This window comes from Paraburkholderia caffeinilytica (assembly GCF_046030355.1).
Taxonomy (GTDB): Bacteria; Pseudomonadota; Gammaproteobacteria; order Burkholderiales; family Burkholderiaceae; genus Paraburkholderia; species Paraburkholderia caffeinilytica_B.
Genome location: NZ_JAQQCQ010000006.1, coordinates 236,267 through 260,208 on the forward strand (window position 1 = coordinate 236,267; position 23,942 = coordinate 260,208).

At 62.8% G+C, this 23,942-nt stretch carries 23 protein-coding genes; 13 read left to right on the plus strand and 10 right to left on the minus strand.

Annotated features, from left to right (window positions below):
* Positions 1 to 22: 22 nt before the first annotated feature.
* From PQQ95_RS12335 to PQQ95_RS12345, 3 genes are all read left to right on the plus strand, one after another.
* On the plus strand, positions 23 to 727 hold the full coding sequence (locus tag PQQ95_RS12335; RefSeq protein ID WP_408437654.1) for a TerC family protein: 705 nt from the start codon (positions 23 to 25) through the stop codon (positions 725 to 727).
* A gap of 252 nt (positions 728 to 979) precedes the next feature.
* Complete coding sequence (locus PQQ95_RS12340) at positions 980 to 1,609, plus strand: pilin (RefSeq protein WP_408437655.1); 630 nt, start codon at positions 980 to 982, stop codon at positions 1,607 to 1,609.
* 136 nt (positions 1,610 to 1,745) lie between these two features.
* Complete coding sequence (locus PQQ95_RS12345) at positions 1,746 to 3,530, plus strand: PglL family O-oligosaccharyltransferase (protein ID WP_408437656.1); 1,785 nt, start codon at positions 1,746 to 1,748, stop codon at positions 3,528 to 3,530.
* A 21-nt stretch (positions 3,531 to 3,551) separates the two neighbouring features.
* Here PQQ95_RS12345 and PQQ95_RS12350 read toward each other — a convergent pair whose 3' ends face one another.
* From PQQ95_RS12350 to moaC, 3 genes are all read right to left on the minus strand, one after another.
* On the minus strand, positions 3,552 to 3,692 hold the full coding sequence (locus tag PQQ95_RS12350) for a hypothetical protein (RefSeq protein ID WP_408437657.1): 141 nt from the start codon (positions 3,690 to 3,692) through the stop codon (positions 3,552 to 3,554).
* A gap of 203 nt (positions 3,693 to 3,895) precedes the next feature.
* The gene (locus PQQ95_RS12355) at positions 3,896 to 4,765 is read right to left on the minus strand and encodes a hypothetical protein (RefSeq protein WP_408437658.1); all 870 of its coding nucleotides are present in this window, start codon (positions 4,763 to 4,765) and stop codon (positions 3,896 to 3,898) included.
* 305 nt (positions 4,766 to 5,070) lie between these two features.
* Positions 5,071 to 5,550 carry a cyclic pyranopterin monophosphate synthase MoaC gene (gene moaC / locus PQQ95_RS12360; RefSeq protein WP_408437659.1) on the minus strand — a complete coding sequence of 160 codons (480 nt, stop codon included), beginning with the start codon at positions 5,548 to 5,550 and terminating at the stop codon, positions 5,071 to 5,073.
* A gap of 134 nt (positions 5,551 to 5,684) precedes the next feature.
* On the opposite strand from moaC, the gene PQQ95_RS12365 reads away from it, so the two are divergent.
* Positions 5,685 to 7,424 (plus strand): M48 family metalloprotease, encoded by a 1,740-nt coding sequence (locus tag PQQ95_RS12365; RefSeq protein ID WP_408437660.1) that lies wholly within the window; start codon positions 5,685 to 5,687, stop codon positions 7,422 to 7,424.
* A 75-nt stretch (positions 7,425 to 7,499) separates the two neighbouring features.
* Here the strand turns inward: PQQ95_RS12365 and PQQ95_RS12370 are convergent, their stop codons facing one another.
* The 6 genes from PQQ95_RS12370 to PQQ95_RS12395 all read right to left on the minus strand — a co-directional run bounded on the left by PQQ95_RS12370 (position 7,500) and on the right by PQQ95_RS12395 (position 12,412).
* Positions 7,500 to 8,072: a DUF2946 family protein gene (locus tag PQQ95_RS12370; protein ID WP_408437661.1), complete on the minus strand. Its 573-nt coding sequence runs from the start codon at positions 8,070 to 8,072 to the stop codon at positions 7,500 to 7,502.
* Complete coding sequence (locus tag PQQ95_RS12375; protein ID WP_408437662.1) at positions 8,065 to 9,231, minus strand: YheT family hydrolase; 1,167 nt, start codon at positions 9,229 to 9,231, stop codon at positions 8,065 to 8,067. The genes PQQ95_RS12370 and PQQ95_RS12375 overlap by 8 nt, the downstream gene beginning before the upstream one ends.
* A gap of 75 nt (positions 9,232 to 9,306) precedes the next feature.
* A complete protein-coding gene (locus tag PQQ95_RS12380) occupies positions 9,307 to 9,753 on the minus strand; it encodes a nuclear transport factor 2 family protein (RefSeq protein ID WP_408437663.1) in 447 nt (148 codons plus the stop codon).
* Between the two features lie 177 nt (positions 9,754 to 9,930).
* Complete coding sequence (waaF, locus tag PQQ95_RS12385) at positions 9,931 to 10,956, minus strand: lipopolysaccharide heptosyltransferase II (protein ID WP_408437664.1); 1,026 nt, start codon at positions 10,954 to 10,956, stop codon at positions 9,931 to 9,933.
* Positions 10,957 to 11,215: 259 nt separating this feature from the next.
* Complete coding sequence (locus PQQ95_RS12390) at positions 11,216 to 11,410, minus strand: zinc-finger domain-containing protein (protein WP_007180502.1); 195 nt, start codon at positions 11,408 to 11,410, stop codon at positions 11,216 to 11,218.
* Between the two features lie 78 nt (positions 11,411 to 11,488).
* A complete protein-coding gene (locus tag PQQ95_RS12395; protein ID WP_408332320.1) occupies positions 11,489 to 12,412 on the minus strand; it encodes a branched-chain amino acid transaminase in 924 nt (307 codons plus the stop codon).
* A 192-nt stretch (positions 12,413 to 12,604) separates the two neighbouring features.
* On the opposite strand from PQQ95_RS12395, the gene PQQ95_RS12400 reads away from it, so the two are divergent.
* From PQQ95_RS12400 to PQQ95_RS12440, 9 genes are all read left to right on the plus strand, one after another.
* On the plus strand, positions 12,605 to 13,351 hold the full coding sequence (locus PQQ95_RS12400; RefSeq protein WP_408437763.1) for an AzlC family ABC transporter permease: 747 nt from the start codon (positions 12,605 to 12,607) through the stop codon (positions 13,349 to 13,351).
* Positions 13,348 to 13,671, plus strand: coding sequence for an AzlD domain-containing protein (locus PQQ95_RS12405; RefSeq protein WP_408437665.1), 324 nt, complete (start codon positions 13,348 to 13,350; stop codon positions 13,669 to 13,671). Before PQQ95_RS12400 ends, PQQ95_RS12405 begins: the two co-directional genes overlap by 4 nt.
* Before the next feature lie 274 nt (positions 13,672 to 13,945).
* Positions 13,946 to 15,139: a phosphoglycerate kinase gene (locus PQQ95_RS12410; protein ID WP_408437666.1), complete on the plus strand. Its 1,194-nt coding sequence runs from the start codon at positions 13,946 to 13,948 to the stop codon at positions 15,137 to 15,139.
* 439 nt (positions 15,140 to 15,578) lie between these two features.
* A complete protein-coding gene (gene pyk, locus PQQ95_RS12415; RefSeq protein ID WP_408437667.1) occupies positions 15,579 to 17,015 on the plus strand; it encodes a pyruvate kinase in 1,437 nt (478 codons plus the stop codon).
* A gap of 242 nt (positions 17,016 to 17,257) precedes the next feature.
* The gene (gene fba / locus PQQ95_RS12420; RefSeq protein ID WP_408437668.1) at positions 17,258 to 18,322 is read left to right on the plus strand and encodes a class II fructose-bisphosphate aldolase; all 1,065 of its coding nucleotides are present in this window, start codon (positions 17,258 to 17,260) and stop codon (positions 18,320 to 18,322) included.
* Positions 18,323 to 18,454: 132 nt separating this feature from the next.
* On the plus strand, positions 18,455 to 19,345 hold the full coding sequence (locus PQQ95_RS12425; RefSeq protein WP_028196245.1) for a phosphoribosylaminoimidazolesuccinocarboxamide synthase: 891 nt from the start codon (positions 18,455 to 18,457) through the stop codon (positions 19,343 to 19,345).
* Between the two features lie 246 nt (positions 19,346 to 19,591).
* Positions 19,592 to 20,110, plus strand: a complete 519-nt coding sequence (gene purE / locus PQQ95_RS12430) for a 5-(carboxyamino)imidazole ribonucleotide mutase (RefSeq protein WP_408437669.1) — start codon at positions 19,592 to 19,594, stop codon at positions 20,108 to 20,110.
* Between the two features lie 104 nt (positions 20,111 to 20,214).
* A complete protein-coding gene (locus PQQ95_RS12435) occupies positions 20,215 to 21,411 on the plus strand; it encodes a 5-(carboxyamino)imidazole ribonucleotide synthase (protein WP_408437670.1) in 1,197 nt (398 codons plus the stop codon).
* A gap of 10 nt (positions 21,412 to 21,421) precedes the next feature.
* Positions 21,422 to 22,471: an L-threonylcarbamoyladenylate synthase gene (locus PQQ95_RS12440; protein WP_408437671.1), complete on the plus strand. Its 1,050-nt coding sequence runs from the start codon at positions 21,422 to 21,424 to the stop codon at positions 22,469 to 22,471.
* A gap of 210 nt (positions 22,472 to 22,681) precedes the next feature.
* Here PQQ95_RS12440 and PQQ95_RS12445 read toward each other — a convergent pair whose 3' ends face one another.
* Positions 22,682 to 23,935, minus strand: a complete 1,254-nt coding sequence (locus PQQ95_RS12445) for an SGNH/GDSL hydrolase family protein (RefSeq protein WP_408437672.1) — start codon at positions 23,933 to 23,935, stop codon at positions 22,682 to 22,684.
* Positions 23,936 to 23,942 lie beyond the last annotated feature (7 nt).

A 23,942-nucleotide genomic window follows, 5' to 3' on the forward strand; every position in this document is an offset into this window, starting at 1 on the left:
ATTCCTTCTTATTCTTTTACTCATGCTCGAGTTTTTCGCCACGCTCCATTGGGGCGCAGTCATTCAGATCATCGTTATCGACATCCTGCTGGGTGGCGACAATGCCGTCGTGATCGCGCTTGCCTGCCGCAATCTGCCGCCTGCGCAGCGTACGAAAGGCGTGCTGTGGGGCACGGCCGGCGCCATCGTGCTGCGCGTTGCGCTGATTGCGTTTGCCGTGGCGCTGCTCGACGTGCCCTTGCTGAAATTCGCCGGCGGCCTGTTGCTGTTGTGGATTGGCGTGCGGCTGATGGCGCCCGCGCATGACGTCCATGAGAACGTCAAGCCGGCGGATAAGCTGATATCGGCGATCAAGACCATCATCGTTGCGGACGCGGTGATGAGTCTCGACAACGTGATCGCGATTGCCGGCGCCGCCGAGGCGGCTGATCCGGAGCATCGGCTGGCGCTGGTGATTTTCGGGCTGCTGGTGAGCATTCCGTTGATCGTGTGGGGCAGCCAGTTGGTGCTGAAGCTGCTCGACCGCTTTCCGATCGTCATCACGCTTGGCGCTGCTTTGCTGGGCTGGATCGCGGGCGGCCTGATCATCAACGACCCGGCCGGCGACCGTTGGCCGATTCTGGATTCGCCGGTGGCCGAATACGGTATGAGCATCGCCGGCGCGCTGTTCGTCGTGATCGTCGGTTATCTGCTTAAGCGCCGTAATGCGAATCGTGCGGCGGCTTGACGCAGAATCTGAGTTTTGGTTTTAGTCGACGAGCGTTGCGGCACATGCTGCACGATGGGTTGAACCTGAACTTAAGGCACGAGCGAACCAGCGCAACGCGAGCCGCACGCCGACCTGGACTAACCTGAACACCGCCGCGTCGGCGCAACGTTAGCCATTCGGCTGACTGTGTGGAACGCTCACTGCTGGCTACGATTGAAACGCCTGTCCCCGATTCGAGGGGCAGGCGTTTTTCGTTTCAGGAGCCTGCCGATGACCGTTACTTTGCCGTATTCCCCTTTTTCACAGTCCACGCGTTCACCACGGAGCGTGCTCGAACGAGCGCGCTGGACCGTGTCCCTCGCACAAGCCTGTCGCCGCTTTGGCTTCGGTTTCGGCTTTACGCTGATCGAGCTGATGATCGTGCTGGCGATTGTCGGTGTCATCGCGGCCTATGCGATTCCGGCGTATCAGGACTATCTGGCCCGTAGCCGCGTCGGCGAGGGTCTCTCGCTGGCGGCATCTGCGCGGCTCGCGGTGTCCGAAAACGCCGCGAGTGGCAATGCGTTCGGCGGCGGTTATGCGTCGCCGCCGGCCACCCGCAACGTCGAGTCCGTTCACGTCGACGACGACACTGGCCAGATCACCGTCGCTTTTACAACGCGCGTCGCGCCGGCGGGATCGAATACGCTGACGCTGGTGCCCTCGGTACCGGACAATGCCGACGCCCCGACTGCGCGGATTGCCCTGAGCAAGGGCGTCGTGCAGGCGGGCGCTGTCGCCTGGGAATGCTTCGCCGGCGGCAAAACGGCCTCCTCGTTGCCCGCACCGGGCGCCGGGCCTGCACCTGCCAACGCGCCGTCGCTACCATCGAATCTTGCACCGCCTGAGTGCCGCGCCTGAGCGATGGCGAGAGTGATCGGATGAGTAGCCGTCTGAACGTAAAAGGCTGATTTTCGGGATATTTCAGCCCGGCCGGCGCACAGCAGGAGAATTTTTTTGTATAGTGCGCCGGTTGCTGACGCCCACCGGTTACTCGATGCCCACCCCATTTGCGCGCTACCTGTCTCTCATTCTGTTGGCTCTCGCGTTGGTGCTGCCTTATGCCGTCGCCAACCACACGTATCCGATTCCGACCTTCTACGCTGAATTCACGGCGCTCGCGCTGTATTTGCTGACGGGCGCGGGCGTCGTGCTGCTGGTGTGGACGGCCAGTCCGCGCGTGACGTTTGCTTCGCCGGTTGTTGCGCTGGTGCCGTTGCTGTTCGGGCTCGTGCTGGTGGCGCAATCGGTGCTGCTACCGGTCTCGCAGCCGTCGATGAACTGGCTCGGCGGCGGTTACCTGCTCGCCGCACTCATGGCGACGCACGCCGGATACGGCTTCACACGCGCCAGGCTGAATGAAACGGCATTGCGCTGGGCAGCCGGGGCGTTGATCGCCGGCGGCCTGTTTGCGGTGTTCTGCCAGGTGATCCAGTTGTTTCACCTCGAGGTGCGCGTGTCGCCGCTGGTTGTCGCCTATAACGTGACCGTCGAGCGTCGGCCGTTCGGCAATATGGCGCAGGCGAATCACCTCGCCACTTATATCGCCTTCGCGATGGCAGGTGCGCTGTTCCTCGTGCAGACGCGCCGTCTTGCACTCAGCATCTGGCTGCTCGTGTCGACGATTTTCGCCGTTGGGCTCGCGCTGACCGTGTCTCGCGGCCCCTGGCTGCAGATGGGTGTGATCGTAGTGGCGGGTTTCTGGATGGCCTTCGCGCAGACGCGTAGTCAGCCGCTGCTCCGCCGCAGCAATCGCGAATGGCTGATCCCGATCGCGCTGGCGGTGCTGTTTTTCGTCATCAATGCGTTGATCCGCTGGGCCAATGTGCACTATCACCTGGAGCTTGGGCAGTCGGCGGCCGAGCGCTTCAAGGACGCCGGCCAGATCGCGCCGCGCCTTGCACTGTGGAAGTACGGCTGGACGATGTTCAAAACGCATCCGCTGCTGGGTGTCGGTTGGGGCGAGTTTCCGAGCTACCAGTTTGAATACGTGAAGTCGCTGGGCGGCGTCGAGATCGCCAACAACTCGCACGATATTTTCATCGACCTGCTCGCGAAGACCGGTTTGATCGGCCTCGCGATCGTGCTGTTCGGCCTGATCACATGGCTGGTGCGCGTGGTCCGCGCGCCGCAGAGCGCCGCCCGCGTGTTCGGTATCGCGCTGATCGGTGTGCTGGTCATGCACGCGCTGGTCGAGTATCCGCAGCAGTACATGTTTTTCCTGCTGCCGGCGATGTTCGTGTTCGGGTTGCTCGAGACACGGCCGCTGCGCCTCGTGCCTGGCCGCCTTTCATTCGGCGCGTTCGTGGTGGTCGTTTTCGGCGGGCTAGCCGCGCTGTATCCGGTCTACAAGGATTACGCGCGCGCCGAGGTGCTGTATTACGGCTCGCGTCCGGCAGAGCAGTATCGGGCGGATCCGTCGTTCCTGTTCCAGGCGTGGGGCGAGTATGGTCTTGCTACGCTGGAACCCATGAATGCGATGAACCTGCAGCACAAACTCGCCATGCACAAGCAGGCGATTGCGCTGCTGCCGGGCGAAACCGTGCTACGCCGGTATGCGGTGCTGCAGGCGCTGAGCGGCGATACGGCAGGGGCGTTCGACACTGTCGAGCGTCTGAAGATCTTTGCTCAGGAGTTGAAGGACTGGCCGTCGCAGCTGGCCTATGTGTATGAGCTGTGCGATGAGCAGAAGACGCTGGCCGGTTTCAAGGCGGAACTGGTCAAGCGTTACGGCATGCCGCCGGGCGATGTCAATCAGGACGACGACAGCGACGACGATTGAGCGGCGCTGTTGTTTGTAGTCTCATTCTTCGCTGTAGCTGTAGCTGTAGCTGTAGCTGTAGCTGTAGAGGTGTAGCGGGTCGTCATCAACCCGCTCCACCCAATCTCCTGACTTCTCGCCGTGCTTCTCCAGCACCTTCACATCGTGGCAATCGTCAAGCAACAATCCGTCCTTGCACGCACCATCCTCGACAGTGTGACAGCAGGCAGCATCCGACTCTGGCGCGATGTAAGGATCAATTGTGACCACAATCTTAGTGAAAGCGCCGTGCGGATGGTCGCAATAGCCGAATTATGGCGAGGCCTCTAAGCAGTCTCCAATGTCATATTTCTTGCAGATGCTTAAGCTGAATAAATTTGCGGTTTTTATTGACCTTGGATCAACGCGATAAATTCGCTGTCTATGCCGTAATGTTTAACTTTTGGATGGTTAATGATGAACTCCCAGGCCTCCGAATTCGTTTTGAATGGCGTTAGGCCATAGATCTCGTCAAGCTTTCTGGTGACCGCCATAAAATAGGGCGCCGTCCCATACTTTCTAACCTGCTCATTACTCGCGTAGCGCTGTTCCTGGCCCATCGCGATCATCCAGAACAGCGGGCGCCACCATGAGTACGAGAAGTCGCACCTGGCAATGATTTCCTTGGAGTTACTTTTCCCAGTCAATAGCGTAAAGAAATTGATTAACTCATCAAGCTTGTAGCGGTACCGTTGTTCGCTTTTCAAAAAATCGTCGAAGTCCTTGCAGTAGGTCGCCTTCGAAACTTTTTCCCAACAATCCGCAGGGAACTCCATTTGCTCCGCAACGAAGAAGCGAGTGACCACGAAGTCGTAATATTTCTTGCTAGCCACACATGGAATCAAGACGCTCATGGATGAGTCCTTCACCGTCTGGAAATACTCGCTGCAGTATATTTTGAACAGGTCGAGTATCGCCTGCTCATCAGAGTGCGCGACCATTTTCAGATTTGCTGCCGCGGTCTCGGCCGCGGCTCTCGCCGTGGTTGCGCTTGAATCGGCCGTCCGCTTCAACTCTTCACGGGTGTCTTTTAGTTCGTAAATTTGATAGTAGACAGTGATGATTACGCCGGCGAATGCCAGACCAGCAAAAAGAGCATTGATACTGCTGAACATATCTGCAAGCGGCTGAGAAGTCATTGACTTGAAGATCGGCTCTGTAGCCATAATCCAGGCACCAATCCAGACGCCAAAAATAACGGCCAAAACAATGGCCATGAACCTCAGAGTGGCAGATCTATTCATGCTTGAGCCCCGGACGTTGTGATTTAGAAAGCACGTCTATGTTTTTACAACGAGTTCTTCATGTATTTCAAACGAAGGTATCGTTTGCGAATAATCTGGGCTTGCCGCCGCCCGTTCCATTGCCTGATCGATGCCCTACGCATACCTTTTTGGGGGGCACGCGTCGGACAAGACCTCATTTTGACGGATATGTGCGTCGGGCGCGATATGACTCAACTTTGCGTCGATATCGGGATGAAGAAGATGTGGGTGGGTGAAAAACCAAAAAAATGAATGCCCTAACCCGCCGCCACCCAATCCCCCGACTTCCCCCCGTGCTTCTCCAGCACTTTCACATCAGTAATCGTCATCCCCCGATCCACCGCCTTGCACATGTCGTACACGGTCAGCAGTCCGACTTGCACGGCGGTTAGCGCTTCCATCTCCACGCCCGTGCGTCCCAGCGTCTCCACTTGCACCGTGCAATGCACGCCGGGCAACGTCTCATCGAGATCGAAATCCACTTTTACGCGGGTCAGCGCGAGCGGGTGACATAGCGGGATCAGATCGGCGGTGCGCTTCGAGCCTTGAATCGCCGCGATGCGCGCGATTCCGATCACGTCGCCTTTCTTGGCGTTGCCGTCGCGGATCAGCGCGAACGTTTCCGGCAGCATGCGAATCGAGCCACGCGCGACCGCGATGCGCCTGGTTTCCTGCTTACCGCCGACGTCCACCATATGCGCCTGGCCGGCAGCGTCGAAATGAGTGAGTTCAGGCATGGTTGGGCTCCTTCAGAGGGCGCCTATCATAGCAGCGTGATTGGGCGGGTCGAGATGATTACAATCACCCTATGCCCGCTATCTTAGTCCGAGCGGCGGGCGTCGCTTTTCGACTTCGTCATATCGACCTCGCAATGCGTTCGAAACGGTTTCTCGCTGCGTTATTGTCAGTCGCGCTCGCGGCGCCGCCGGGCGCGTACGCGCAATCGCGCGGCGTATCGAATACCAACGCGAATACGAGCGCGAGCACGAGCCTCGCGCTCAACATGCAGTCCGCGGAACCGCCATTGGAAAGCGGACCGGTCGAAACTTTCGCCGACCCCATCGTGCCGCCCGACATCGCCCGAGGCGTATTCGGTGTCTATGGCGGCGCGCAGAGCCGGCTCTCCGGCAACGCTGGGGCGACCGCCAGTTGGCGCGCCCCAATCGTCACCCAGCAATTGCCCGATCTCGGCAACGGCGGCTCCGGCTCGCTGACGCCGCAAGCCGAGCGCAAGCTCGGCGAGCGCGTGATGCGCGAGTTGCGACGCGACCCCGACTATCTCGACGACTGGCTCGTGCGCGACTATCTGAACTCGGTCGCCGCGAAACTCTCGGCGGCGGCGAACGCGTTGTACATCGGCGGCTATCGCCCGGACTTCGAGCTGTTCGCGGTCCGCGACACGCAGATCAACGCTTTCTCGCTGCCGGGTGGTTTTATCGGCGTGAACACCGGTTTGATCGTGACGACGCAGACCGAGTCCGAACTCGCCTCCGTGCTCGGCCACGAGATGGGCCACGTCTTGCAGCGGCACATTTCGCGGATGATCACCACTGGCGAGCGCAGTTCCTACGCCGCGCTTGCCGGGCTGTTGTTCGGCATTCTGGCGGGCGTGCTCGCGCATAGCGGGGACCTTGGCAGCGCGATTGCGATTGGCGGCCAGGCTTATGCGATCGACAACCAGTTGCGTTTCTCACGGTCCGCCGAGCACGAAGCGGATCGCGTCGGCTTTCTGCTGCTGGCCGGCGCAGGCTACGATCCCTACGCGATGACGACGTTTTTCGGCCGTCTCGATCGCGCGGCGATGAGCGACACGGGCATACCGGCTTACGCGCGCACTCATCCGCTGACTGGCGAGCGGATTGCCGACATGGAAGACCGCGCGCGCCGCGCGCCTTACCGGCAACCGCACCAGACGTCCGAATACGGATTCGTGCGGGCGCGGGCGCGCTTGCTGCAGGACCGCTCGCGTAGTGAATATGCGGATGAGATTTCGCGTCTGCGCTCCGAAATCGAGGACCGTACCGCGGTGAACGTCGCCGCGAACTGGTACGGGATTGCATACGGACAGATGCTGCTCGAGCGCTATGACGATGCGATCGCGTCGCTGGCTTCGTCGCGCGCTGCATTTGCCGCGGGCGAGCGCGGCGAAGGCGAGCCCATGCGTAGTTCGCCGAGCCTCGACGTGCTGGCGGCCGATATCGCACGCCGCGCCGGGCGGGACGACGAGGCGGCTCGTCTGGCCGAGTTTGCGCAGAAGCGCTGGCCGCAATCGAACGCCGCGATCGATATGCATATCCAGACCTTGCTGACCTTGAAGCGATATGCCGACGCGCAAGCTTTGGCCCGGAAGGAGACGCGTGCGCAACCCGATCAGCCTGCCTGGTGGATGTATCTCGCGCAGGCAAGCGCCGGCAGTGGCGATGCACTGACGCAGCATCGGGCGCTCGCCGAAAAATTCGCACTCGAGGGGGCGTGGCCGTCGGCGATCCGGCAGTTGGAGGAAGCGCGGGATCTGAAGGCGATCGGCTACTACGATCTCGCGACCGTCGACGCCCGGCTCCATGAAATGGAGAGCCGCTATAAAGAGGAGCGGCTTGACGAGAAGAGTTAGGGATTGCTTCTGGCCTTCGCTATCTGACCGGAACAGGGGCGTGGACAGGACCCAGACGCCAGGCGGGCAAAAGACTTAAGCGCTCGCAGCCGGACTATCGACAAACCCGAACCGCGCGGCAACCTCATTTCGCCGCACACCCTGCAAGGGCAGCACAACCCCATTGTTCCAGCGAAACGCCCCGCTCATCGAATCGTCGGCCAACGTTGCGTGATCAGAAAAAACCTCGAGGTCGTGATCGTGCAAAACAGCGACCCTCGGCGGCGTCGAACCGTCGGCAAAGAGAATCCCGCCTTCATCGTCGACAAACACAGCTGAAGGCTCGAAAGCCCCACCGGCCTGATCCGTCAAGGTCAGCCCCCCAGCGGTATCGGCCGACAATCTCACCACCCACGGCGTATAGCCCAACTCGACATACACCCGCTGCGGCCCATTCTGGAAAAACCACTGCCCATGCTCGTCGGCGCCGTAATTCCGATTGATAAACCCGAGCAACGCCTCATGCCGAATCGCAGTTCCTGGCTCACCGCTAGCCTGGGCGGCTTCGTCCCGCATGCGCCAGTTGCCGCGCCGGTCCAGCATTAACCATCCCGTGCAACTCGGCACGTTCGGCCATTTGACCAATGCCTGCTTGACGATGTCATCCATGATCGACGTACTGTTCCAGATAGCCGAGCACGCGCCGCGACAACCAGTCGATGCGGCCCGGAAACGGCCCGGTCATAAAGCCCGCGTGGCCGCCGTGTTGGGGTTGATCGAGTTCTACCGCCGCCGATACCTCGTGCTGTGCCGGTAACGCTTCAGCCGGCAAGAACGGGTCGTTGCGCGCGTTCAGCACCAGGGTCGGCACGACGATTCCCGGCAGCAATGGCCGGGTGGTCGCGCGGCTCCAGTAGTCGTTCGTATCGCGAAAGCCGTGCAGCGGCGCTGTCACCACGTTGTCGAAGTCATACATGGTGCGGCTCGCCAGCATGGCATCGCGGTCGAACAGCCCCGGAAACTGAGTCAGCTTCCGCTCGGCCTTCTGCTTCAGCGTCTTCAGAAAACTGCGCGTGTAGATCATGCCGAAGCCCTGCGACAACGCGCGGCCGCCCGCGTGCACGTCGATCGGCGTTGAAATCGCCGCGGCGGCCGAGAGCACCGGCGACGCATCTTCGCGCCGCTCGCCGAGCCAGCGCAGCAGCACATTGCCGCCGAGCGATACGCCCGCCGCCACAATCGGCCCACGATGCGCGGCGCGCAAGCGCCGCAGGATCCAGTCGACCTCGTTGCTGTCGGCGAGATGGTAGAAACGCGGCAACCGATTCAGCGGCCCGCTGCAACTGCGAAAGTGCGGCACCACGCCGTGCCAGCCGTACTCGCGCGCAGCCGCCATCAACGTGGCGGCATAGTGCGACGTTGAACCCCCTTCGAGGCCGTGAAACAGAACGAACAGCGGCGCGGTGTCGGCGGGAAGGCGAGGCAGGGAGGCTGGGATGTGCGCTGCGGCGGTCGTTCCGTCATGCACCACCCAATCCAGATCGATGAAATCGCCATCCGGCGTATCCCAGCGCTCGCGCCGGAACGTGACGGCCGGGCGGCGCGCAAACAGCGCCGGGACAATGGTCTGCACATGCCGGTTCGGCAGCCAGAGCGGCGAGCGGTAGAGCAGCTCGACGGTGGCCTCGACGGCGGCCGCAGCGCGCGCTACGCCGGTGGAAGCGGATTGATTGTGCGTCGTTCCCCAATCCTCCGTTTTCCCAAGGGAATTGCCGTCGGGGCGGGGGACATCGTTCGGGGCGGGCGACTTCCTGCGGGGCGTGCTCATGCCGGCGTCGAAGCAAAAAAGTAAAACGGTGAATCAGGCAAACCCAGGCAAACCAGACGAAACGCCCGACAGACGTCAGTGCAGCGACCCCTGACCATGCCGCATCTTGGTCGCGAACTGACTGGCTGCCTCATTCGGCATCGGACTCGCATGAATATGCGCGATCCGCCATTCGCCGCGTTCGTGGACCATCACGTAAGTGGTGAACACCATCGCGGGTGCCGCCTTCGGATCGGCCGGGCGGTGCGCTTCGGCAATGGCGTAGACGACGGTGCCGAGGCTGTCGTAGACGCGAATATCGAGCGGTTCAATCGAAACGGGCGCGGTTTCAAGCTGGATTTGCAAGCCGGCGCGAATGCTCTCGAGGCCGTGCAGGTGGGAGCCGTCGGCGCAGATGCAACTGACGAATTCCTCATCGATCCACAGGCCCATCAAGCTGTCGATATTCACTTCGGCGATGGCCTGGTAATAGGCGTTCAGCGTATCGGCGGCGGCTTCGAAGATATGGGCAAAACGTGGCATGGCTCGTCAGTCTCTTGTGCGCGGCGCGCGGTTGCGGGGCAGCGGTCAGCGGGACAGTCCGGAGCACCGGACAATCGCACCCAAGCGCGAGGATGCCCGCGCCGCAAGGCGCGAACATGACGCGACGCGCTCAGGGCGTGCGGTGTTGCGTGCAAGTATCAGCCGAATCAGCCGGGTTCAACGTTGCGCAAGCAACATGCCGCGCAAATCGCCGAATACCTGCTCGGCACTCAACTGCCTCAGGCAGTTCAGATGCCCAAGCGGACACTCGCGCTGAAAACAGGGGCTGCATTCGAGATGAAGCCATTGTACCTTCGCGAGCTCGGACAAGGGCGGCGTGTGGCGCGGATCGGTCGAACCATACACGGCCACCAGCGGCCGGCGCAGCGCGGCGGCCACGTGCATCAGGCCGGAATCGTTGGTGACGACCGCGTTGGCCCGCGAGATCAACGCGCAAGCCTCGCTCAGCGCGGTCTGGCCGCACAGGTTGCGCACGTTCGGCGCTTTTTCGGCGATGGCCTGAGCAAGCGGCGCGTCTTTCGGCGAGCCGAGCGCGACGATCTGCGTGTAGGGGAACGACTGACCGACGATCTGCGCGAGCGCTGCGAAATGCTCGGGCGGCCAGCGCTTGGCCGGACCGTACTCGGCACCCGGACAGAACACCAGCAACGGCACACGCGTGTCCAGATTGAAGCGCGCCGATACCCGCGATGCTTCGTTCAGGTCCGCGTCGAGCCGCGGCATGGGCAGGTCGTCGGGGACCTTGGCGCCGGGCGCGTAGGCGAGGGCGGCGTAGTGGCCGACCATCGGCGGGCGCTCGTCTTTGCGTGGATTCGCGTGACGCACGTTGAGCAGGCCGTAGCGGCTCTCACCGGTGTAGCCGATGCGCAGCGGAACGCCCGCCATCCACGGAATCAGCGCTGATTTGAGCGAGTTCGGCAGGACATAGGCCGCGTCGTAGCCGACATCGCGCAAGTCGCTCGCCAACTGCCAGCGGCGCAGCATCTGCAGCTTGCCGTGCGCGAGGTCGGTTGCGTAGACGTCGCGAATCTCGGGCATGCGTTCGAGCACGGGTGCGACCCACGAGGGCGCGACCGCGTCGATCACGATGCGCGGATGCAATTTCACGAGGCGCGCAAACAGCGGCTGCGCCATCAATGCGTCACCGATCCAGTTCGGTGCGATAACCAACGCGCGACGCATCAGAGTGAGTGTCCGGTATCGAAACGAAGCGCCGCGCGCGCTATGCGCGTGGCGTTCGATTGTATAAAAAGGGAAAAGCCGCGAGCCTTGCGGCGCGGATCCGGCATGGCCGGCCCCGCCGCGGCTGCGGCGTTGCTGCGAAGCGCTTGCGTTGCCGTCACCGGTTGCCAAAGCACCGCCGGCCCGTCGCATGACGACCCAGACAGCAGGCGCGCCGGCAAAGAGCGCAGCAAGCGATCAGCGCTCAGTGTTCACAAGATTAGTGACCCTTGACCACTTCGCCGTCGCGCAGCTTGTAACGCGTGCTGCAATACGGGCATTTCGCTTCGCCGTGCGTGACGTCGATAAAGACACGCGGATGCGCGCTCCAGCGCGGCATGGCCGGATTCGGGCAATACGCCGGCAGATCCTTTGCCGACAGTTCGACCAGCGGCATTTCCTTGATTTCGCTCATGGGGGCTTTCTCGTTGTATGCAGGGTGCGTGCGTTGCGCCGGCAAAAAGGCCAAGGGCCAAAGCCGGCGCAGCGCGCGTTAGATCTTGGTGAGCCAGTGCGCGTACTTCTCGCTCTTGCCGTTGACGATATCGAAGAAGCCCGATTGCAGCTTCTCGGTGATCGGGCCGCGTGCGCCCGAGCCGATCGTGCGGTTGTCGAGTTCGCGGATCGGCGTGACTTCCGCGGCGGTGCCGGTGAAGAACGCTTCGTCGCAGGTATAGACCTCGTCACGCGTGATGCGCTTTTCGATCACCTGGATGCCCGCGTCGCGCGCCAGCGTGATGACCGTGTCGCGCGTAATGCCGTCGAGGCACGACGACAGGTCCGGCGTGTACAGCTTGCCGTTGTTCACGAGGAAGAAGTTTTCGCCCGATCCTTCCGACACGTAGCCGTCTACGTCGAGCAGCAGCGCTTCGTCGTACCCGTCGGCAATGGCTTCCTGGTTGGCGAGGATCGAGTTCACGTACCAGCCCGACGCCTTGGCGCGGACCATCGACACGTTCACGTGATGGCGCGTGAACGACGAGGTCTTCACGCGGATGCCCTTGGCGATACCGTCTTCGCCGAGGTAAGCGCCCCACGGCCAGGCGGCGATCGCCACGTGGATCGTGTTGCCCTTGGCCGACACGCCGAGCTTTTCCGAGCCGACCCAGATGATCGGGCGCAGGTAGCAGGATTCCAGCTTGTTTTCGCGGACCACTTCGCACTGCGCGGCAGCCAGCGTTTCGTGGTCGAACGGCACGTCCATCTGGAAGATCTTGGCCGAATTCAGGAGGCGCTTGGTGTGTTCCTGGAGGCGGAAAATCGCCGTGCCGCCGTCCGCCGTCTTGTAGGCGCGTACGCCTTCGAAAACGCCCATGCCGTAATGCAGCGTGTGGGTGAGCACGTGGATCTTGGCGTCGCGCCAATCGATGAGCTTGCCATCCATCCAGATCTTGCCGTCGCGGTCGGCCATTGACATACGATTCTCCAGCGGTGCGGTGAAAGAGCGTTATTTTAGCGTCTTTTGCACAAGGAACGGGCATTTGGCCGCATACCGGACGCTATAATTCGGCGCACGCATAATTCAAATCCGGATGCGCCAGCGGGTGCTTGACGACCTGGCGCCGACCTCCCTTCGTTGCGGCGCCCCGTGGCGCCCGCGTTTCGCCTGATGCTCGCTCGCCTGTCAGATACCGATCGCCGTGCCTTTCGTGAGGGCGCGCGCGACTATTCGCCCACGCTGATGGCGATCTTCTCCTGGGGCCTCGTCACCGGCATCGCCATGAGCAAGTCCGTGCTCACGCTGCCGCAGGCGCTCACCATGTCGCTGTTGTGCTACGCCGGCTCATCGCAACTGGCCGTGCTGCCGTTGCTGGCCGCCAAACTGCCGATCTGGACCGTGCTGCTCACCGCCGCAATGGTCAATACGCGTTTCGTGATCTTCAGCGCCGGTCTCGCGCCACATTTTTCCTATCTGCCGATGTGGCGGCGCATCGTGCTCGGTTATTTCAACGGCGACGTGATCTATTTGCTGTTCCAGAAGAAGAGTTTCCAGACCGGTTACGTGCCGGGCAAGGAGGCGTACTTCTGGGGCATGGCGACGTGCAGCTGGCTGTCGTGGCAGGTGTCGTCGATCGTCGGCATTTTGCTGGCGAGCCTGATTCCGGACAACTGGGGCCTCGCGCTGGCCGGCACGCTGGCGCTGCTGCCCATCATGGTGTCGGCCATTGCCACGCGTTCCACGCTGGTCGCCGTCAGCATTGCCGGGCTGGTGTCGCTGCTCGCGTTCGACCTGCCGTACCGGCTCGCGCTGCCGCTCGCGGTAATCGCGGCGATTATCGCCGGCAGCGCGGCCGATCTGATGGTCGAGCGCGCCGACTTGCGCCGCATCCGTAACAGCGCCGGAGATTCCCGATGACATCCACGCAGATCTGGCTGGCCATTATCGGCATGACCTTCGTCACCGCGGTGACACGCGCGATGTTTCTAATCGGCGGCGAGCGCACGGTTTTGCCGGCGCGCGTCCAGCGAATGCTGCGCTATGCGCCGGCCGCGGCGTTGGCCGCCGTCGTGCTGCCCGATGTGCTGGCGACGCCGGAGGGGCTTTCGTTCGCGCCGTCGAATCACGAGTTTTACGCGACGCTGTCCGGTCTCGCATGGTTTATGTGGCGGCGCACCATGCTTGGCACGATTGTGGTGGGAATGGTCGTGTTCACGCTCCTGCGTCTCTTCATGTAGTTGATTGAACTGAAAATGCTGCGCCGCGACATGCGCGGTGCATCCTCCAAATACGGGACATTCGCCTGGCCGCGAGTCAGAAGGCAGTGTGGATCAGTTAAAATGGTCGTTTCCGGGATAAGCGCGCCGCTGCATGGCGCGACCGCCGCGGCCCTGCCGCCGGCGCCCGACTCAGTGGAGCCGCTGCCGTGCCGAAGCGCTGGAGTTCGCCGCGCTTGGGGTCCCCAGCGCGTCGTCTGCCACCGCCTTCCCATCAACTCGCACCTACACGCCCATGAACAAGGTATTGCGTCTCTCCGATCTGATCGCCGAAGGCAAGCTGTCCGGCAAACGCGTGTTCATCCGCGCCGATCTGAACGTGCCGCAGGACGATCAAGGCAACATCACCGAAGACACCCGTATCCGTGCCTCCGTGCCGGCGATCAAGGCCGCGCTGGACGCGGGCGCTGCCGTGATGGTCACGTCGCACCTGGGCCGCCCGACCGAAGGCGAATTCAAGCCGGAAGATTCGCTCGCGCCGGTCGCGAAGCGTCTGGCGGAGTTGCTCGGCCGTGACGTGCCGCTGGTCGCCAACTGGGTCGAAAACGGCGTGAACGTTGCGCCGGGCCAGCTCGTGCTGCTGGAAAACTGCCGCGTCAACAAGGGCGAAAAGAAAGATTCCGACGAGCTCGCGCAGAAAATGGCGAAGCTCTGCGACATCTACGTGAATGACGCATTCGGCACCGCGCACCGCGCCGAAGCCACCACGCACGGCATTGCCAAATACGCGCCGGTCGCGTGCGCCGGCCCGCTGCTGGCTGCTGAGCTCGAAGCGCTCGGCAAGGCGCTGGGCGCGCCGAAGCGTCCGCTGGTGGCGATCGTCGCCGGGTCGAAGGTGTCCACCAAGCTGACTATTCTGAAGTCGCTGGCCGACAAGGTCGATCAGCTGATCGTCGGCGGCGGCATCGCCAATACGTTCATGCTGGCGGCCGGCCTGAAGATCGGCAAGTCGCTCGCCGAAGCCGATCTGGTCGCCGAAGCCAAAGCGATCATCGACGCAGCGAAAGCCCGCGGCGCCTCGGTGCCGATCCCGACCGACGTGGTCACAGCGAAAGAGTTTTCGCCGACTGCCAAGGCAGAAGTGAAGGCCGTCGCGGACGTTCAAGACGACGACCTGATCCTCGACATCGGACCGGAAACCGCCAAGGTACTCGCCGCGCAACTTGAAAAGGCCGGCACGATCGTGTGGAACGGCCCGGTCGGCGTGTTCGAATTCGACCAGTTCGGCAACGGTACGAAGACGCTGGCTGACGCGATCGCCAAGTCGTCGGCGTTCTCGATCGCAGGCGGTGGCGACACGCTCGCCGCGATTGCCAAATACGGCATCCACGACAAGGTCAGCTACATCTCGACGGGCGGCGGCGCTTTCCTCGAGTTCCTCGAGGGCAAGACACTACCCGCTGTCGCAGTTCTGGAATCGCGGGCTTAACGTGGCGACGCGCTCCCCCTCAGCGAAGTCTGCAAAAGCGCGCGGCAGCCGGCCTACCGGCAAGCCGCGCAACACCGCAGCAGCAACGGCAGGGGAGCGCGAAGCGCGCTCCGCCGCCACAACGGCCGTGGCTGAAGCGACGGCCCCGCAGCAGCAGGAATCCGAGTCGCCCCTCGCGCTCGCGGAGTTGACCACTGCCAGTGAGGCAGCGGAGTTGTCCATCGGACAAGCCGCCCACTCGCCGGCAGAACTCCCGGACGCTGAGGTCGCGCTCGCACCCCCGCCGGCACGCTCCGTGCTGGTGTCGAACACCGCTTCACCCCATAAAGCGACGCTGGTTTCAACCGGCGCGCAGCCCCCCGTAGCACCCTTCGGTGCGCAGCCTCCGCATCCGACTCGCAGCGCTCATTCCAGCGATCCCATCCAGACGAGGAGACTCATGCATCGCGCTACCAAGATTGTCGCTACCATCGGACCGGCTTCCAGTACGCCGGAAATCCTGCTGCAAATGATTCGGGCAGGGTTGGACGTAGTGCGGCTCAATTTCTCACACGGCACCGCCGACGACCACCGCCAGCGCGCCGAATTCGTGCGCGAGGCGGCCCGCCAGGCCGGCCGCGAAGTCGCCATCATGGCCGACCTGCAAGGCCCGAAGATCCGGGTCGGCAAGTTTGAAAACGGCAAGATCATGCTGGTCGCTGGCGAGCCGTTCATCCTCGACGCCGAATGCGAACTCGGCAACGAGCAACGCGCCGGTCTCGACTACAAGGACCTGCCGCGCGACCTGAAACCGGGCGACGTGCTGTTGCTCAACGACGGCCTGATCGTGCTGGACGTCGTCCGCGTGATCGGCAGCGAGATCCACACAACGGTGAAGATCGGCGGTGAGCTGTCGAACAACAAGGGCATCAACCGCCAGGGCGGCGGCCTGTCGGCGCCTGCGCTGACCGCGAAAGACATGGAAGACATTCGCACGGCGATGTCGCTCGGCGTGGATTTCGTCGCGGTATCGTTCCCCAAGAACGCCACCGACATGGAAATGGCCCGCCAGCTCGCGAACATCGCGGGCGCGCCCTACGGCATCAAGCCGAAGATGATCGCGAAGATCGAGCGCGCGGAAGCGATTCCGGCGCTGCAAGGCATTCTCGACGCATCGGACGGCATCATGGTCGCGCGTGGCGACCTGGCCGTGGAAGTGGGGAATGCCGCAGTGCCGGCGCTGCAAAAGCGCATGATTCGGATGGCGCGTGAATCGAACAAGTTTGTGATCACCGCGACCCAGATGATGGAGTCGATGATCTACGCTCCGGTGCCGACCCGCGCCGAAGTGTCGGACGTCGCCAACGCGGTGCTCGACGGCACGGACGCGGTGATGCTGTCGGCCGAATCCGCCGCGGGCAAGTACCCGGTGCAGACCATCGAGACGATGGCGGCGATCTGCGTGGAAGCCGAGAAGTCGGAGCAGTCGGAGCTGGACAAGGATTTCCTCGACCGCACGTTCACGCGCATCGACCAGTCCATCGCCATGGGAGCGCTGTTCACGGCGTTCCACCTGGGCGCAAAGGCAATCGTCGCGTTGACCGAATCGGGTTCGACCGCGCTGTGGATGTCGCGTCACTGGACGCACGTGCCGATTTTCGCGCTCACGCCGCGTGTCGGCAGCGAGCGGGCCATGGCGATCTACCGCAATGTCACGTCGCTGCATCTGGATACCAGCACCGACCGCGACACGGCGTTGCAGCAGGCGTTGGAAACCGTCGTCAGCAAGGGCTATGCGTCGCGCGGCGACATGGTGGTGCTGACTGTCGGCGAGCCGATGGGTCAGGCAGGCGGCACGAATACGCTGAAGATCGTGCGTGTTGGTGAGCCGTATTGATTCGGCTTAAGCCGAAAACTGTTTAAGTTGGAAACTGCTTGATCGGCGCAGGCTTGATTGAGCGAAGCAGGCTGTCATGCCCCGCGAGAGGCGGCGCACAGACTCCAATCGCGCGTGCGGTAAAAGGTCCGCAGGTGACGCGCTTTAGGGAATGTGTGAACGGGTATCCAGCTTGCTTCGCGATAAAATCGCCAAAAAAGATGCCGGCGGCACAGAATTCGTTTCAATCTAAGGAGTTAAGCATGCCTCTCGTATCAATGCGTCAACTGCTGGACCATGCCGCCGAAAACGGTTATGGCATTCCGGCATTCAACGTGAACAACCTGGAGCAGGTGCAGGCGATCATGTTCGCAGCGGATAAGGTCAACGCCCCGGTCATCATGCAGGCGTCGGCCGGCGCGCGTAAGTACGCGGGCGAGCCGTTCCTGCGCCACCTGATCGAAGCCGCGGTCGAGTCGTACCCGCATATTCCGGTCGTGATGCACCAGGATCACGGCCAGTCGCCGGCGGTCTGTATGGCGGCGATCCGCAGCGGTTTCACCAGCGTGATGATGGACGGTTCGCTCGAAGCCGACGGCAAGACGGTCGCATCGTACGAATACAATGTCGACGTCTCGCGCAAGGTGGTTGAAGCGGCGCATTCGATCGGCATCACGGTGGAAGCGGAACTGGGCGTGCTCGGTTCGCTGGAAACCATGAAGGGCGACAAGGAAGACGGCCATGGTGCGGAAGGCACGATGACCCGCGAGCAACTGCTGACCGACCCGGAGCAGGCCGCCGATTTCGTCAAGCTGACGCAATGCGACGCGCTGGCGATCGCGATCGGTACGTCGCACGGCGCGTACAAGTTCAGCAAGAAGCCCACGGGCGACATTCTGTCGATCCAGCGCATCAAGGAAATTCACCAGCGCATTCCGAATACGCACCTGGTCATGCACGGTTCGTCGTCGGTGCCGCAGGAACTGCTCGCGGAAATCCGCGAATTCGGCGGCGACATGAAGGAAACCTACGGCGTGCCGGTCGAGGAAATCCAGGAAGGCATCAAGAACGGCGTGCGCAAGGTCAATATCGACACCGACCTGCGTCTGGCGATCACCGGCGCGATCCGCCGCTACATGGCGACCAACCCGGGCAAGTTCGATCCGCGCGATTATCTGAAGCCGGCGCGTGAAGCCGCGATGAAGATCTGTCTCGAGCGCTTCACCCAATTCGGCTGCGAAGGCCAGGCCGGCAAGATCAAGCCGGTTTCGCTTGATAAAATCGCGGAGAAGTACAAATCGGGCGAACTCGCGCAAGTCGTCCGCTAAGCTATAACCAGGCGCTACACCTGGCCGAAAGGCCAGGTTGTCGTTCGATCGCCGTTCCCGCATCATCCGGGGAACGGCGTTTCCCTTTTGTTCCGGCCACACTTTTTGCCCCACTTTTAGCGAACCACGACGATGTCTACCCTTTACGAATCCACGCTCCACTCGCTGCCGCTGCTCGGCCGCGGTAAAGTCCGCGACAACTATGCGGTGGGCAACGACCAGTTGCTGATCGTCACGACCGACCGTCTGTCGGCGTTCGACGTCATCATGGGCGAGCCGATTCCGAATAAGGGCCGCGTGCTCAACGAAATGGCGAACTTCTGGTTCGAGAAACTGAAGCATGTGGTGCCGAATCACCTCACGGGCGTGGCGCCCGAATCCGTGGTGGCGGCTGACGAAGTCGAGCAGGTGAAGGGCCGCGCGGTGGTGGTGAAGCGCCTCGAGCCGATCCTCGTCGAGGCGGTGGTGCGTGGTTATCTGGCCGGCAGCGGCTGGAAAGACTACCAGGCAACCGGTTCGGTATGCGGCGTGGAACTGCCGCCGGGCCTGCAAAACGCGCAGAAGCTGCCTGAGCCGATTTTCACGCCGGCAGCCAAGGCCGAAATGGGCCACCACGACGAAAACATCACGTACAACGAGATGGAACGCCGCATCGGCACCGAGCTGTCGGCCACGATCCGCGACATCTCGATCAAGCTGTACAAGGAAGCCGCTGACTATGCTGCAACGCGCGGCATCATCATCGCGGATACGAAGTTCGAATTCGGTCTGGACAACCACGGCCAGCTGTATCTGATGGACGAGGCGCTGACCGCCGACTCGTCGCGCTTCTGGCCGGCTGACCAGTACCAGGTCGGCACCAACCCGCCGTCGTTCGACAAGCAGTTCGTGCGCGACTGGCTCGAAACCCAACCGTGGAAGAAAGAGCCGCCCGCACCGAAGCTGCCGGACGACGTGGTCACGAAAACGGGCGAGAAGTACCAGGAAGCGCTTGAACGCCTGACCGGACACAAGCTCGCTTAAGTCCGCGCTTCGGGTTAGATCCGCACAGCGTGAGAAGACGTCGGGCCTCCCCAGGTTTTACGCCCCGGAGGAAGTCCCCTTTGGGGATCACTCCTCCACGGGGCTGGCGCGAAGCGACAGGTACCGGGGGCGCTTTAACCAAACGCCGGACCGCCGCAAGTTGTCCGCCCCGCAGGACGTTCCCCCGGGGGCCTGGCGCGAAGCCGCAGGTTGCGGGGCGCTCTCAAGAAACAAGGAAGCCGTAAGATGAGTGAAGTCCAGACCGCCCATACGCCCGCCGCGCCGGTTGTCGGCGTGCTGATGGGGTCCAGTTCCGACTGGGAAGTGATGAAGAACGCCGTTGCGATTCTGCAAGAGTTCGGCGTGCCGTACGAAGCCAAGGTGGTGTCCGCGCACCGGATGCCCGACGAGATGTTCGCGTATGCCGAGAGCGCACGCGAGCGCGGCATTCGCGCGATCATCGCGGGCGCGGGCGGCGCGGCGCATCTGCCGGGCATGCTGGCTGCCAAAACCACGGTGCCGGTACTCGGCGTGCCGGTGGCGAGCAAATATCTGAAGGGTGTCGATTCGTTGCATTCGATCGTGCAGATGCCCAAGGGCGTGCCGGTCGCCACGTTTGCAATCGGTGAAGCGGGCGCGGCGAATGCAGCGTTGTTCGCGGTGTCGATTCTGAGCGGCACGAGTGCTGAATATGCGGAAAAGCTGGCGGCGTTCCGCGTGCGCCAGAACGAAGCGGCCCACGCAATGGTGTTGCCGGCGCTGTAAGCGCCAAGGCTGATTGTTTTTTAGACGTCCCCCATGTCTGACCCACGGCCGGATGCCGCTATTGCACGTTTTGCAGACGCATCCGGTCGCGACCGACCACTAAGATGAACCCAGACAACACACCGGTTTCACCGATTCTGCCCGGCGCATGGCTTGGCATGGTCGGTGGCGGCCAGCTCGGCCGCATGTTCTGCTTTGCCGCTCAGGCGATGGGCTATCGCGTCGCCGTGCTCGACCCGGACGAAAACAGTCCCGCGGGCACGGTTGCCGACCGTCACATCCGTGCGGCTTACGACGACGAAGCGTCGCTCACCGAACTCGCGCGGCTATGCGCGGCGGTGTCGACCGAATTCGAGAACGTGCCGGCCGCGAGCCTCGATTTTCTTGCGAAGACCACCTTCGTGAGCCCGGCCGGCCGTTGCGTCGCCGTGGCGCAGGACCGGATCGCCGAGAAGCGTTTTATCGCGTCGTCAGGCGTGACGGTGGCGCCGCACGTGGTGATCGAGTCGTCGAACGCGCTCGCCGCGCTCGCCGATGCGAAGCTCGAAGCCGTGCTGCCCGGCATTCTCAAGACGGCGCGCATGGGCTACGACGGCAAAGGTCAGATCCGCGTGCGTAACGCCGAGGAAGTGCGTGAGGCGCATGCGTCGCTCGCAGGCGTTCCATGCGTGCTGGAAAAGCGCTTGCCGCTGAAGTTCGAAGTGTCCGCGCTGATCGCGCGCGCGGCGAGCGGCGCGTCAGTGGTGTATCCGCTGGCGCAGAACACGCATCGCAACGGCGTGCTGTCGCACACCATCGTCCCCGCACCGGATGCAAGCCCGACGCTGGTCGAGCAGGCGCAACAGGCCGCGCTGCAAATCGCGGACAAGCTCGGCTATGTGGGCGTGCTGTGCGTCGAGTTCTTCATTCTCGAAGACGGATCGCTGGTTGCCAACGAAATGGCACCGCGTCCGCACAACTCCGGCCACTACACCGTCGACGCCTGCGCGACCAGCCAGTTCGAACAGCAGGTCCGCGCCATGACCGGCATGCCGCTCGGCGACACGCGCCAGCACTCGCCGGCGGTGATGCTGAACATCCTCGGCGACGTCTGGTTCCCAGGCGGCCCGAAGGGCGCGGCGGTCACGCCGCCGTGGCATGAAGTCGCCGCGATGCCGGCAGCGCGTTTGCATCTGTACGGCAAGGAAGAAGCACGGTGCGGCCGCAAGATGGGGCACGTGAACTTCACGGCGGCGACGCTTGAAGAAGCTCGCACGTCGGCGCGCGATTGCGCGCGGCTCCTGCATATCATCACGAGCTGACACGAGCACCATGCCGGATCAACAGAAACCCGCCGGGGGCGCCACGAGCGCCTTGCCTGTGAGCGCTGAGCAGATCGAACACGCTGCCGCGCTGCTCGATGCGGGCGGCCTCGTTGCGTTCCCCACGGAGACGGTGTACGGACTCGGCGGCGACGCCGAAAGTCCGGACGCGGTCGCGCGTATTTACGCGGCGAAGGGGCGGCCGGCGAATCACCCGGTGATCGTGCATCTGGCGCCGCAGGGCGATCCGAACTACTGGGTCGAGCATTTGCCCACGGAAGCTCAGCGTTTGATCGATGCGTTCTGGCCGGGTCCGCTCACGTTGATCCTCAAGCGTGCTGAGCGGATTAATGCCGCAGTGAGCGGTGGCCAGGATTCAGTGGGTTTGCGGTGTCCTTCCCACCCGGTTGCGCAAGCTTTGCTGGAGGCGTTCAGCGCATTGCGCGGCGGGCATGGCGGCGTGGCTGCGCCATCGGCGAATCGCTTTGGCCACGTTAGTCCGACCACCGCGCAGCACGTGCGCGATGAATTTGGCAGCGCGATTCATGTGCTGGACGGCGGCGCATCGGATGTGGGGATCGAATCCACGATTCTGGATCTGTCGCGCGGGTTTCCGGCGTTGTTGAGGCCGGGGCGGGTTACGCCGCAGGAAATTGCCGACGTGCTCGGCGAAGCACCGCGACTGCCGGACGGCTCGGATGCAACGGCACCGCGCGCTTCGGGGACGTTGAAGGCACACTACGCACCACGCACGCCATTGGCCTTGCTGCCTTTTGATGCATTGCAGGCTTTGCTCCTGGCGCGCCAGGGCGATGAACGCGTGGCCTTGGTGGCGCGTGCGTCCCGCGCAGGGGAGTGGGCTCATGCCGAGGGCGTGCATTTCATTGCCGCGCCTGAAGATCCGCACGTTTATGCGCGCGAGTTGTATGGGCTGCTAAGGGCACTCGACCGCGCGGACGTGAGCCGGATTCTCATTGAGAAGTTGCCGGACACGATCGAGTGGATCGCTGTGAACGATCGGCTCGGCCGGGCCGCGGCGGCTTTTGAGGCGCAAGCTTGAGGTTGGATCTTTTTTCCTGCGTGGCGCCTAGGTTGCACGCAGCAGGCGAATAGATAACCAGCGCCGCGTAAGCCAACAAAACACATCGCGCTGACACTGCTGGCACCTGATCCGAAACACCGCGCAGAGAATAAAAAACGCCCGGCTTGACCAGCAAGCCGGGCGTTTGCAGAACGCGCATTCTGCTGCCGCTATGCGGCAGCCCTCAACTTATTTCCCCAATCCCGAGGCGGCGATCTGCTGCTGAACGTACTGCGCGAACAATGCGTGCGTATGCGTGCTCGGATGCACCAGGTCCGCGAACATATACGTCTGGTCCGCGCCGGCCACCGTGTAGGTCTGCGGGGAGCAGAACAGCGACGACCCGAACTGAGCGCCGTATTGCGCCGGCGTCAAGCCGTTCGTGGCGGCCGGATTGGCAGTCGCGTACGCCGTTGCGTTAGCGACCATCGACGTCAGATTACATGCCGTGCCGGTGTTGGACACCGTGAAGCCCAGCGCCTGGTAGTTCGGCAACTGCTGATCCAGCCACGTGAACGCATCCGCCACGATGACCTTGCCCGTACCCAGCAGGCCGAGGCCCGTCAGGCTCTGGACCAGGATGCCGTTATACGCGGCGGTAATCCCCGACAGGAGTGCGGCCGCGCCCGGCGAGGCTGCGTCGGCTTGAACACCTTGCGGCGTATTGCCGATGTCAGGCACCGTCGACACCACCACGTGGGTCGCACCCGAGTTGACGATGGTCTGGACTTGCGCGGCGAGCTGCGCGGCGGCCGTCGCGATCTGCGGGTCGGCCAGCTGTTGCAGGTAGCCGGCGATAAACTGTACCTGGCCTGCCTGCGAGTTCGGCAGTTTGCCGGCCTGCACGAGCAGCGGGTATTGCGTCTGCAGCGCGGTGGCGAGCGCCGTCAGATTGGCGGTGGTCCCTGCGAACTGGAAGATGTCGTTCGCGCCGCCGTTCACCAGCACGAGCTGGTTCGAGTTGAAGCTCGTATGCGCGCCCAGGTAGTTTGCCACCTGGGTCACCACCGGCACGGTCGTCGCCGCCATGTTGTTCGGTGCCCAACCTTCGCCCTGGGCGTTCACGACGTCCGAGCCGCCTTGCGCATAGCCAAACCCGCCCGTTGCGACCAGCGGTTGACCGAAGCCGCCCACATATGCGGCGGTCAACGTGCCGCCGTAGTATTCCGCGACCTTCTGGGTCCACACTTCGCCCGGGTTGGTCGTGAAGCGGCCGCCGCCGAAGCTCGACTGAATCACCGGCGCGTACGTGCCGACATCCGACAGGCTGTCGCCGAACGACACGACCTGCAATTTCACGCCGCCCGCCGGCGTATTGCTGCTCGAACTGTTGTTATCGCTGCCGCCGCCCCCGCAAGCCGCGAGCCATGCAAATGCCGCACTGGCGATGGCGATTTGCGTGACGCGGACGAAATTGCGTTTCTTCGATGCTGTTTGTTTCATGTTGACT

What these genes read in the sequence shown, in the direction of transcription:
- PQQ95_RS12365 (WP_408437660.1), top strand. Translation starts at nt 5,685, where the DNA reads ATGCGTTCGAAACGGTTTCTCGCTGCGTTATTGTCAGTCGCGCTCGCG.
- PQQ95_RS12410 (WP_408437666.1), top strand. Translation starts at nt 13,946, where the DNA reads ATGAACAAGGTATTGCGTCTCTCCGATCTGATCGCCGAAGGCAAGCTG.
- fba (WP_408437668.1), top strand. Translation starts at nt 17,258, where the DNA reads ATGCCTCTCGTATCAATGCGTCAACTGCTGGACCATGCCGCCGAAAAC.
- PQQ95_RS12340 (WP_408437655.1), top strand. Translation starts at nt 980, where the DNA reads ATGACCGTTACTTTGCCGTATTCCCCTTTTTCACAGTCCACGCGTTCA.
- PQQ95_RS12400 (WP_408437763.1), top strand. Translation starts at nt 12,605, where the DNA reads ATGCTCGCTCGCCTGTCAGATACCGATCGCCGTGCCTTTCGTGAGGGC.
- PQQ95_RS12335 (WP_408437654.1), top strand. Translation starts at nt 23, where the DNA reads ATGCTCGAGTTTTTCGCCACGCTCCATTGGGGCGCAGTCATTCAGATC.
- PQQ95_RS12375 (WP_408437662.1), bottom strand. Translation starts at nt 9,231, where the DNA reads ATGAGCACGCCCCGCAGGAAGTCGCCCGCCCCGAACGATGTCCCCCGC.
- waaF (WP_408437664.1), bottom strand. Translation starts at nt 10,956, where the DNA reads ATGCGTCGCGCGTTGGTTATCGCACCGAACTGGATCGGTGACGCATTG.
- PQQ95_RS12395 (WP_408332320.1), bottom strand. Translation starts at nt 12,412, where the DNA reads ATGTCAATGGCCGACCGCGACGGCAAGATCTGGATGGATGGCAAGCTC.
- purE (WP_408437669.1), top strand. Translation starts at nt 19,592, where the DNA reads ATGAGTGAAGTCCAGACCGCCCATACGCCCGCCGCGCCGGTTGTCGGC.
- PQQ95_RS12345 (WP_408437656.1), top strand. Translation starts at nt 1,746, where the DNA reads ATGCCCACCCCATTTGCGCGCTACCTGTCTCTCATTCTGTTGGCTCTC.
- PQQ95_RS12380 (WP_408437663.1), bottom strand. Translation starts at nt 9,753, where the DNA reads ATGCCACGTTTTGCCCATATCTTCGAAGCCGCCGCCGATACGCTGAAC.
- PQQ95_RS12370 (WP_408437661.1), bottom strand. Translation starts at nt 8,072, where the DNA reads ATGGATGACATCGTCAAGCAGGCATTGGTCAAATGGCCGAACGTGCCG.
- moaC (WP_408437659.1), bottom strand. Translation starts at nt 5,550, where the DNA reads ATGCCTGAACTCACTCATTTCGACGCTGCCGGCCAGGCGCATATGGTG.
- PQQ95_RS12405 (WP_408437665.1), top strand. Translation starts at nt 13,348, where the DNA reads ATGACATCCACGCAGATCTGGCTGGCCATTATCGGCATGACCTTCGTC.
- pyk (WP_408437667.1), top strand. Translation starts at nt 15,579, where the DNA reads ATGCATCGCGCTACCAAGATTGTCGCTACCATCGGACCGGCTTCCAGT.
- PQQ95_RS12355 (WP_408437658.1), bottom strand. Translation starts at nt 4,765, where the DNA reads ATGGCCATTGTTTTGGCCGTTATTTTTGGCGTCTGGATTGGTGCCTGG.
- PQQ95_RS12440 (WP_408437671.1), top strand. Translation starts at nt 21,422, where the DNA reads ATGCCGGATCAACAGAAACCCGCCGGGGGCGCCACGAGCGCCTTGCCT.
- PQQ95_RS12435 (WP_408437670.1), top strand. Translation starts at nt 20,215, where the DNA reads ATGAACCCAGACAACACACCGGTTTCACCGATTCTGCCCGGCGCATGG.
- PQQ95_RS12425 (WP_028196245.1), top strand. Translation starts at nt 18,455, where the DNA reads ATGTCTACCCTTTACGAATCCACGCTCCACTCGCTGCCGCTGCTCGGC.
- PQQ95_RS12390 (WP_007180502.1), bottom strand. Translation starts at nt 11,410, where the DNA reads ATGAGCGAAATCAAGGAAATGCCGCTGGTCGAACTGTCGGCAAAGGAT.
- PQQ95_RS12445 (WP_408437672.1), bottom strand. Translation starts at nt 23,935, where the DNA reads ATGAAACAAACAGCATCGAAGAAACGCAATTTCGTCCGCGTCACGCAA.